Source organism: Pseudomonas sp. AL03 (genome assembly GCF_029960815.1).
Taxonomy (GTDB): Bacteria; Pseudomonadota; Gammaproteobacteria; order Pseudomonadales; family Pseudomonadaceae; genus Aquipseudomonas.
The window spans coordinates 1-7474 of sequence record NZ_JASBRE010000057.1 but is presented as its reverse complement, the minus strand read 5'-3'; the positions used below and the strand labels follow the sequence as shown (position 1 = coordinate 7474).

10 protein-coding genes and 1 pseudogene are annotated in these 7474 nt (G+C 54.9%); 7 read left to right on the top strand and 4 right to left on the bottom strand.

The genetic code is table 11. From position 1 onward, the window contains the following. A pseudogene (locus QK293_RS27175) lies at positions 1–295 on the bottom strand (hypothetical protein); the annotation flags it as partial. A 78-nt stretch (positions 296–373) separates the two neighbouring features. Beyond that, positions 374–1174 (bottom strand): class D beta-lactamase, encoded by an 801-nt coding sequence (gene blaOXA, locus QK293_RS27170; protein ID WP_282383373.1) that lies wholly within the window; start codon positions 1172–1174, stop codon positions 374–376. Positions 1175–1750: 576 nt separating this feature from the next. Here blaOXA and QK293_RS27165 point away from each other — a divergent pair. From QK293_RS27165 to QK293_RS27155, 3 genes are all read left to right on the top strand, one after another. Next, a complete protein-coding gene (locus QK293_RS27165) occupies positions 1751–1969 on the top strand; it encodes a hypothetical protein (RefSeq protein WP_282383371.1) in 219 nt (72 codons plus the stop codon). Then, complete coding sequence (locus tag QK293_RS27160; protein WP_282383368.1) at positions 1969–2208, top strand: hypothetical protein; 240 nt, start codon at positions 1969–1971, stop codon at positions 2206–2208. Before QK293_RS27165 ends, QK293_RS27160 begins: the two co-directional genes overlap by 1 nt. Positions 2209–2792: 584 nt before the next feature. Then, positions 2793–2978: a hypothetical protein gene (locus QK293_RS27155; protein WP_282383367.1), complete on the top strand. Its 186-nt coding sequence runs from the start codon at positions 2793–2795 to the stop codon at positions 2976–2978. 193 nt (positions 2979–3171) lie between these two features. Here QK293_RS27155 and QK293_RS27150 read toward each other — a convergent pair whose 3' ends face one another. After that, complete coding sequence (locus QK293_RS27150) at positions 3172–3579, bottom strand: hypothetical protein (RefSeq protein ID WP_282383365.1); 408 nt, start codon at positions 3577–3579, stop codon at positions 3172–3174. A gap of 1566 nt (positions 3580–5145) precedes the next feature. Between QK293_RS27150 and QK293_RS27145 the strand changes: the two genes are divergently transcribed. The 4 genes from QK293_RS27145 to QK293_RS27130 all read left to right on the top strand — a co-directional run bounded on the left by QK293_RS27145 (position 5146) and on the right by QK293_RS27130 (position 6798). Continuing rightward, positions 5146–5571 (top strand): hypothetical protein, encoded by a 426-nt coding sequence (locus QK293_RS27145; protein WP_282383361.1) that lies wholly within the window; start codon positions 5146–5148, stop codon positions 5569–5571. 36 nt (positions 5572–5607) lie between these two features. Continuing rightward, the gene (locus QK293_RS27140) at positions 5608–5916 is read left to right on the top strand and encodes a hypothetical protein (protein ID WP_282383359.1); all 309 of its coding nucleotides are present in this window, start codon (positions 5608–5610) and stop codon (positions 5914–5916) included. 29 nt (positions 5917–5945) lie between these two features. Continuing rightward, complete coding sequence (locus QK293_RS27135; RefSeq protein WP_282383357.1) at positions 5946–6122, top strand: hypothetical protein; 177 nt, start codon at positions 5946–5948, stop codon at positions 6120–6122. A gap of 109 nt (positions 6123–6231) precedes the next feature. Then, a complete protein-coding gene (locus tag QK293_RS27130) occupies positions 6232–6798 on the top strand; it encodes a hypothetical protein (RefSeq protein ID WP_282383355.1) in 567 nt (188 codons plus the stop codon). A gap of 394 nt (positions 6799–7192) precedes the next feature. Here the strand turns inward: QK293_RS27130 and QK293_RS27125 are convergent. Continuing rightward, positions 7193–7474 (bottom strand): Rid family hydrolase (locus tag QK293_RS27125; protein ID WP_282383353.1); only part of this gene is annotated, 282 nt, incomplete at its 5' end.

The following is a 7474-nucleotide window of genomic DNA, read 5'->3' as shown; positions in this document are numbered from 1 at the left end:
CCTTCAGTGCACTTTCTATGGCAGCTAATACGGCAACGGTCTGCCCTTTGGTATCTCCGCCATAAGCAAGGGGACTATCGCTTGGTTTTGAGGCATCCTTTAAAGGAGGCAGTTTTCCAGATAGGTAGACGAGAGAGGCTGACGCAGGAACTTCAATTGCAGCAGAAACAGGAACATTCGAGTTGGCAACGGGGTAGCGAATAATGCTCCGTTCATTGGCCTGAGCTACACTCACGGCCGCGTTGATTGCAAATATGGCAACCACGCCAGTTAAGACGTTTCGGATGTTAAACATATAGAAAATCTCCCGTCCTTTTGATATGTACTCAGGAAATATCACCTGAGCACATATAAAAGATAATCAATGCATCATTCAAATGGCAGGTAATGCACCAACAGTTTTCAGAACTTCCCGACCAATTGCCTCGCGCTTGTGTGCATCAGCCATGCGATTGGGGGTGTCAATGTTTACCGCGAAGAACACCGGCCCAGTAGGCAGCTCAACCCAGCCCACCCACCAGCCGACCTGCTGGCCCAGACCCGTTTTGGAGCGTATGACCCAATCCGGGCCCGCCCCGGTGACCATGATGTCCTTTGTCAGCTGTTGGTGTTCGAGCTTGAAGGGAAGCTCGTTTCTGTAGAGCTTTCGGAGGAATTCAACCTGTTCAAAAGCTGACACCTCAAGCCCGCCATTTACCCAATAATCGCGCACTTTGATAGCTGCGCTTTGGTTGCCGTAGTTAATCTTCTGCAAGTAATCAGCTGCCCCGCGCTCGCCGATCTCCTTGGCAAAGCCGCGATAGACCCATAGTGCTGAATACCGCATCGCCGAGCGAAGTGTCTGATTTTGGTTATGGGAGGGTATCTCGTTGATTTCCCCATTCCATTTGAATACTTGAAACTCGTCATTAATTACGCCCGAATCTAAAGCGAACAACGTGTGTGGAATTTTGAAAGTTGAGGCAGGTGTATAACGCACTATTGAGCGATCTTTGTTGTAGACATACGTCTTGCCGCTGGAACCGCGGTCATCTCTAACCACAATCGTTCCATTAGTATTGTATTTGTCGAAAATACTCTTCCAGCCTGCAACTTCAACCTCGTCTCTGTCGGCATCAGCCAATGCCGCCCCCGAAAAAAAAGCAAAGCAGACCGCTAGCCATGAAATGCGCATCTTAGTCATTAAAAAATCACTTATTCAGAAGAAATCATCGAAAATTATAAAATAAAACCGCCATGCAACCGCAAACATTACTGTTACTCCCAATGTCTAGATTCCGTTTTCTCTATCGTCCCCTGGTAGGCATGGCCACAATCAGTGTCGCGACTGCGACACTGAGCATGAGCAGTTGAATGATGCGGTCGAACATGGGGGTTCCCTCCGAATGAATGCGCTGAGCATGCCGTCACGACGCCCAGTCCGTCCTCTGGTGGGTTTTCCACGGCACGGGTGGGTGTCACGACAGCGGCTCGGTCAATCATCCCCACTCAAAAAACCGCACTTTTTCGCAGGTTTCCGATTCCGCTAAAAAGCCTGTGAATAGGTCAAATGCGAAAAACTCTCATCTGGTCTGCCTGAGTGCGCATAACGGCGTTTTCGTTAAATGGCACCCGTCATCCAAGCCCACTGCGGTGGGCTTTTTTGTGGCCGCTGGACACCAGAGGGGTGGGGTCTGGCCTACCATTCCTTCTGTGAGGGGTTTTACGCGCATTCGACCCCTGTCCTTCCTTTCCAGAGGCCTGCTTTTTAATGTCCGTGCCCTATTTACCGCTGGAAGCTTGGAATAAACGCTGGGCCCTCGACGGCGCCCAGGTGCGCTGCAAACTTTGTGGTCACGTCCAGGACCTGACGCAGGCCGGCGCCTTCTGTCATGCACTCAGCTGCAAAGCCCGCACCTTGGAAGCGCAATACCCCAGTCACGAACTGGCCGCGTTGCTGCAACAGAAAATCCAATTGGGGCTGTTTTGATGCGCGCTGGGATTCAGGAGGAGACGTTGCGTGCCATGCTCGAGGGCGGCGCGGTGCGCGAGGTGCTGGTCAGCCGCCACGGCGAAAAATGGGGTCTGGCGATTCGTCTGGGCGGTGCCGGCAGCCGTTGGCTGCCGGTGCGCTCGCGGCGCGAAGCGCTGCGCACCTGGGCCAGCTTGACCGCGGTGGGGCGTTTTGCCGAAGCCCAGGGGGTGAAGGGCTTTGCGGTGGAGCTGTGAGAGCGGCTCAAAGTCTCTTACAAGGGACTCCCATAGGTCCCCTAGCTTCAGCATATGCGCCATGGCCTTAGCGTACAAAAATTTCCGTTTTCTCTATTCGCCCCTTCTAGAGGTGTTCTGGCGGATTGCCATATAGCTTAAGAAGTTCTTCCACCGTATCGCTATCAGGAGATCGCCAGATCTCTTCGTTGCTTTTGTCCAGCATAGAGTTCGATGATTTCAGGTACAGCCTATATTTGCTGGTTAGTACTCGGTCTGCTGGAGGCGTGCGGTCCACCCGCCGATAATCCGTCTGCTCAGTGCCACCCTTCCAGCCTCTGGGCGTTAGGTGCCACTCCGTCCATTCGTCACTGGTTGGCATGCCGCACGCCTCTGGTTAACCATCTGCTCGATTTCATGTTGTTCTTCTTTGTGTGTCACCCAAATCCTACTGCTTACCGTGGCCTGCTGTCGTCACACACTCTCCCAATACTAAGACGTGCCCTATGCGGCTGCTCGGAAAACTGTAGCGTAAGATTTTTCCTGAATTCTGCGGGCTCCCCTACTAAAACTTGAGGGGGCACTGACACTTGTGGGGCTACAGGATGAACAGCACGGATTCGGTACCGCGATTTATTGAGCCGGGCGACGACCAGGACGATTGCCTGGCGCTGCCGCTCTACGTCAGCCGTCAGGTGGATGATGAGACCCGTCGAGCTCAGGAGGCGCGCAAGCGACTGTTGGCAGCGGCTGTGCTGCAGCAGCAGACAGACGCCTTAAACAACGGTTGAGCAAGCGTAAAACAACGCCAGAAAAACGCCCTAACAACGGCTCAGCAACGGGCGGGACACGGGGTGTAAACGGCCTGTGACGATTGCAGAGGCGGGCAAGATAGGTGAAGTGGGCCTACCGGCCCCTTCACGTCTTGCCCATTCGCCTGCGGCTCAAGGGGTAGTTTCGCGCCCGCGAAACTGGCGATGACAGTCAGTCATCGAGAGCGTCGAGCAAATTTGCCCAGGTGGCGGCTTCCCCTGACTTCGTTTTAGGAATCGAAGCAGGTTTTGGGTCTGGCTTGTGTTCAATCAGTCGAAGCGACTCTCGCAGTTCTCGTATCTCTTCCCGCAGTAGACGGACCTCCTCGATGAGGGGGTGTAGGGCGTTCATTTCAGGTGTAGGGGAGGTGTAGGGCGAGGGTGTAGGGTCAAGTGTAGGGCGGTGTAGGGTGAACCCCTGCGGTTCGCCATAGACACGGATCATTTCAGAGAGGTCTATAACCTTCTCGCTTTTCCCGTTCAGGCTAGCAGTTACGCGGCCTTTAGCCACGGCTTCATGCAAGGTTGAACGGTGCAAACCGTAGAGTTTTGCCATGCGGCCAATGGTTAATTTTGCCATGTAGGGCAGTGTCGGGTTCTGTCTGTAGGGTGCCCTACAGTCTACCGCCATTTATGCGACTCAACCGGCTGCAAACTAACGCGGTCCAGGGGACCTTGTTGGCTGCCGCGCAGCTTGGCAGCGAAGCTGCCGAAGCCACGTGGCAGCTCGCGAAACAGGCAAGGTTTGCACTGTGCCGTCAAAGGCAATATCTTTGGGCATCAGATACATAGAATCAAAACGAAAAAACCCTGCCAAGGCAGGGTTTCATTCGGGCCAGCGGCGACGGCAATCGCTCTGGCCAAGGTCTCGGGGGAATCTCTGCTTGCAAGGGCGGGATACGAGACCTGGTAAGCACAATTCTGGCGAGAAAACCCTCGTCTGTCTAGCTTCCAGCCTCTCCCCGACTCCTCTCCCCGACGCTTGGACTCAAGATGCTTTGGGCTTGGGGAAGTAATAGCTACCGATCAAGGGGATCTCTTCACGGTAGCCGGTATAGCCGGTCAGGTGCGACCCGCAAGGGCGAGAAGGCAATGGCAGGGCAGCGTAAAACCCCAACCACGGGCGCTGTCACTGTCCTAAAACCCACCGACCGCCAGACGCCGAAGAGGGCAGGGAGCGCCGTTGTAACCCACTCCCGAAAGTCTGGAACGCCTGTTGGGAGTGGGAGCCGGGTGGCTGCACCTGGAACAAAATCCTCACTGCGTGGAGTCATGCGAGACGCTTTTTTTAAAAGCCGATCGTAGGGGCTCCCACGCCAGTGGGAGCCATCAAGAGCGTCGCGCAGCCCTCATCTGTGCCGCCTATGGGCCGCCTAAAACTGGCGTCAGCCATCATTGCTCCGGCTCTTTCCCTCAGGGTCATAACCCGCTTTGGCTCTTCTCCAGCGAGTGGGGGTCCCCCTTTAGGGGGTCGAGATGGTGAGCGCGCAGCGTGAATGTTCTTGGATTTTTGCCCTTTTGTACCTTTTCACCTTTGTACTCTTCCTATGGGCTTCCTATTACGGAGGCCATAGCCGCAGCAATAGAACGACCAATAGAACGCCACATAGATAATCCAAGATAAAAGCAGAGCAACAGCGCGCCATCCCTTCGGTCTGTCGTGGCCGCCCTACGGGACGCCCAAACCTTCCGGGGGAGCGCCCCGTCAGGCTTTCAGGGTTCCGACTCGCTGCGCGAGCCTCCACCCTCTTTCCTCCCCTGCGCCCTGGACGGGCTTGTCTCGAAAATTCACCCGCGTGCGCGCCCGGCAAAGCCGGACCAACCTGCATTCTGCTATTGCGCGACGTCTCGTTGCGGTCCGGTGTCCCTTTCTCGACTGCTACATCGCGAATCCAGGTTGGTCCGGCTTCACCTGACGCGCACGCAAGCGGTGCGGCCTGATGCTTCGCACCCTGGTTTCGCCCTGGACGGGCTGCACCAGGGCAGAACGTAAAATTTGGCCTGGGGGCCATTTTTACTCATCCCCCTCGTGGGCTCGGGTGATGTCTGTCCGGCTGTTTTCCGCCGTCTTCGCCGTCGGTTTATCAGAGCGGCTTTTGGCCGCTCTGGGTGCGCTACCATGCGATTTTCGCCTGGGAGCAGCCTCATGCAGCGTTTAGCAAAACCTTCGGACTACGTCCGGCAAGAAGTTCTCGGCCAATCGACCTACGTGCTTCCTTGGGAGCCGCGGTTGTGCCCGGGAAATCCTGCGGATGATCCCGAGCTGGGCGCGCAGCTCTACAACGAATTTGCCTGCGCCGCTGCCCAGGGCGTTACACAGCGATCACCAGCCGAACAGACAGCCGACATCGTTGATTGGGCCATAGCTACGCCTGGCGAAGCCGCGCGCAACTTGGCAGCTGACCTGGCTGCTACGTACCAGGGCAAGCATCAGTTTCGAATGGAGGATTTGCAGCTGTGGGACGAGGAAACCAAAGCGCATCGAGCGCACCTGATTTTTCACAATAACGGTTTACGTAAGCTTCCGGCTAAAATCGTTATGGATCTTCGGTCCCGAGCAGCAAGGAGATAACTCTGATCAAACGTTAGGTACTCAAGGTAGTCCACAATGACCACGGAAGAATTAATCGCCATCGGTGCAGTTTTAATTGCCAGCCTCGCTGCACTTTACGCACGTTGGTCAGCCAACGAAGCCAAGAAAGCAAATGACATTGGTCGCCTAAATGCCTTGCTAGCGTTACGCCAACACTACCTCGAGTTAATGAACCACCAAGCTAAGCTTGCTGAACTTCTCAAAACCTCTTCTAGCGGCATTCAGGCGGTCAGAGAAACATACGGTGAGCTAGATACAAAGCTCCGCGATGTTAGCCGTGAAATAGATAAGTACCACTGGAATTTAGTGAGCGAGCGCACCTAGTCATCACGGTCCCATCACAAGGAGCAGGTATGCAGTTGCATGAAGCGGTTGAGTTGAAAGAAGCGTATTCGGTGAGCAGCGCCAATACGGCGGTGCAAGAAGGCTGGAAATTATTGGCCGTTGCACCTGGTGCCAATGGCGTGACCTACGTGCTGGGCAAGACGAAGCCCGCAGGCAGTGTGCGGAGTGAGCCACTACGCCTGTGAACTTGCGCAGTGCGCATAACGTGGCAGTCCGTGGGAAGCCCTGGCTGTCCATAATGGCGCTGATTTTTTCAGGTAAAATGGGCGTTTACCCCCTGCTCGAGGAACGAGCTTGCCAGCTTTTCACGTTGATTCTATCCAGCACTGGGAGCCGTTCGAGCACGAGGGAGTGCCTTACGATCTTGGCCACCTGGACTGCCATGAAGTCATCTTTCAGAAAGAAGGGGAGCCCATCCGCTTCGTCGTCACCTATGGTTTGCATTGCTTCACCAAAGACGACACCGAGCACAATATTCCGCTGAAGTACGCCGATGGCCGTGAGAGCCAGTTGATCTGCCTTGAGCGCTATGAAGCCTCAAAACAGCTGAAGGGCATGCTGGAAAAACTCGGCGCCGGCGCCTGGATCTACCTGACCCAAGGCGAGAGCTTTTTCACCCTGGACGTGATGAACAACGACAGCGGGGTCGTTGAGCCCTTCAAGATCTGCATGGCCATCTTTCGGGAAAACCGGGTGTTGCGGATCCACGTCACCAGCGCTTTTTTTGCACGAACAGGCGAAGGCTCACCGGGCGTACCGGTCAACAAGAAGGGTTTCAGCATCTTTAAAGTGGCTGCGGACACCCAGAAAAAACCGAAGGGGCAGTGCCCGAAGGAAGTCCGAAACCGGCACAAAACCTAAAACGCTAGGCCCAGAAACGGCGAATCCCTCTCTAGGAGGGATTCTCAGCCATCGATTGCATGCGTTCGATGGGGCAGGTCGTTCTTGCGTTGCACTCGGCAAACTGGTTTCCCAGTAACGGGGTGCGATCCTTTCGGATCCCTGTAACCACCCTGTGGTACACGACTCAGTCGCATGTCCATGTTAGGAAAACGTGACGACTCCGTCAATAAGAACTCGCAACCGCAGGTTACATCTTCCCCCTCAACAAATGAGTCCAGTGCCCGTGCTGAGGACATACAACGGCGCCGGGATCGGCAGAATCCCTGCCGGTGGTGTGCTGGTAGGGGACGATAGAGAAAACGGAAAAAATCGTACGCTAAGCATTCGGCCTGTCAGGTTGCGGCAAAGTTCTTTAGTTGCGCCGTGCTGCTATCACATCTATCTCAACAAAAAACGCCCTGTTAGCCAGTCCAGATACCTGCATGAGTGTTCTCGCAGGCAACATAGGTTGCGCTTGAGTGCCGAAGAACATTGCATATCCCTCCGTAAAACCCGCCAAATCCATCTTATTATCCAGTGCCGGATCACCAACCAGGAAAACCTGCATCTTGATTACATCGCCAAGCGTCAATCCAAGGTCCTTCAGTGCACTTTCTATGGCAGCTAATACGGCAACGGTCTGCCCTTTGGTATC

Coding starts and splice junctions, on each gene's coding strand:
- QK293_RS27140 (WP_282383359.1), top strand. CDS start 5,608: ATGACCACGGAAGAATTAATCGCCATCGGTGCAGTTTTAATTGCCAGC.
- QK293_RS27135 (WP_282383357.1), top strand. CDS start 5,946: ATGCAGTTGCATGAAGCGGTTGAGTTGAAAGAAGCGTATTCGGTGAGC.
- QK293_RS27155 (WP_282383367.1), top strand. CDS start 2,793: ATGAACAGCACGGATTCGGTACCGCGATTTATTGAGCCGGGCGACGAC.
- QK293_RS27160 (WP_282383368.1), top strand. CDS start 1,969: ATGCGCGCTGGGATTCAGGAGGAGACGTTGCGTGCCATGCTCGAGGGC.
- QK293_RS27150 (WP_282383365.1), bottom strand. CDS start 3,579: ATGGCAAAATTAACCATTGGCCGCATGGCAAAACTCTACGGTTTGCAC.
- QK293_RS27145 (WP_282383361.1), top strand. CDS start 5,146: ATGCAGCGTTTAGCAAAACCTTCGGACTACGTCCGGCAAGAAGTTCTC.
- QK293_RS27165 (WP_282383371.1), top strand. CDS start 1,751: ATGTCCGTGCCCTATTTACCGCTGGAAGCTTGGAATAAACGCTGGGCC.
- blaOXA (WP_282383373.1), bottom strand. CDS start 1,174: ATGCGCATTTCATGGCTAGCGGTCTGCTTTGCTTTTTTTTCGGGGGCG.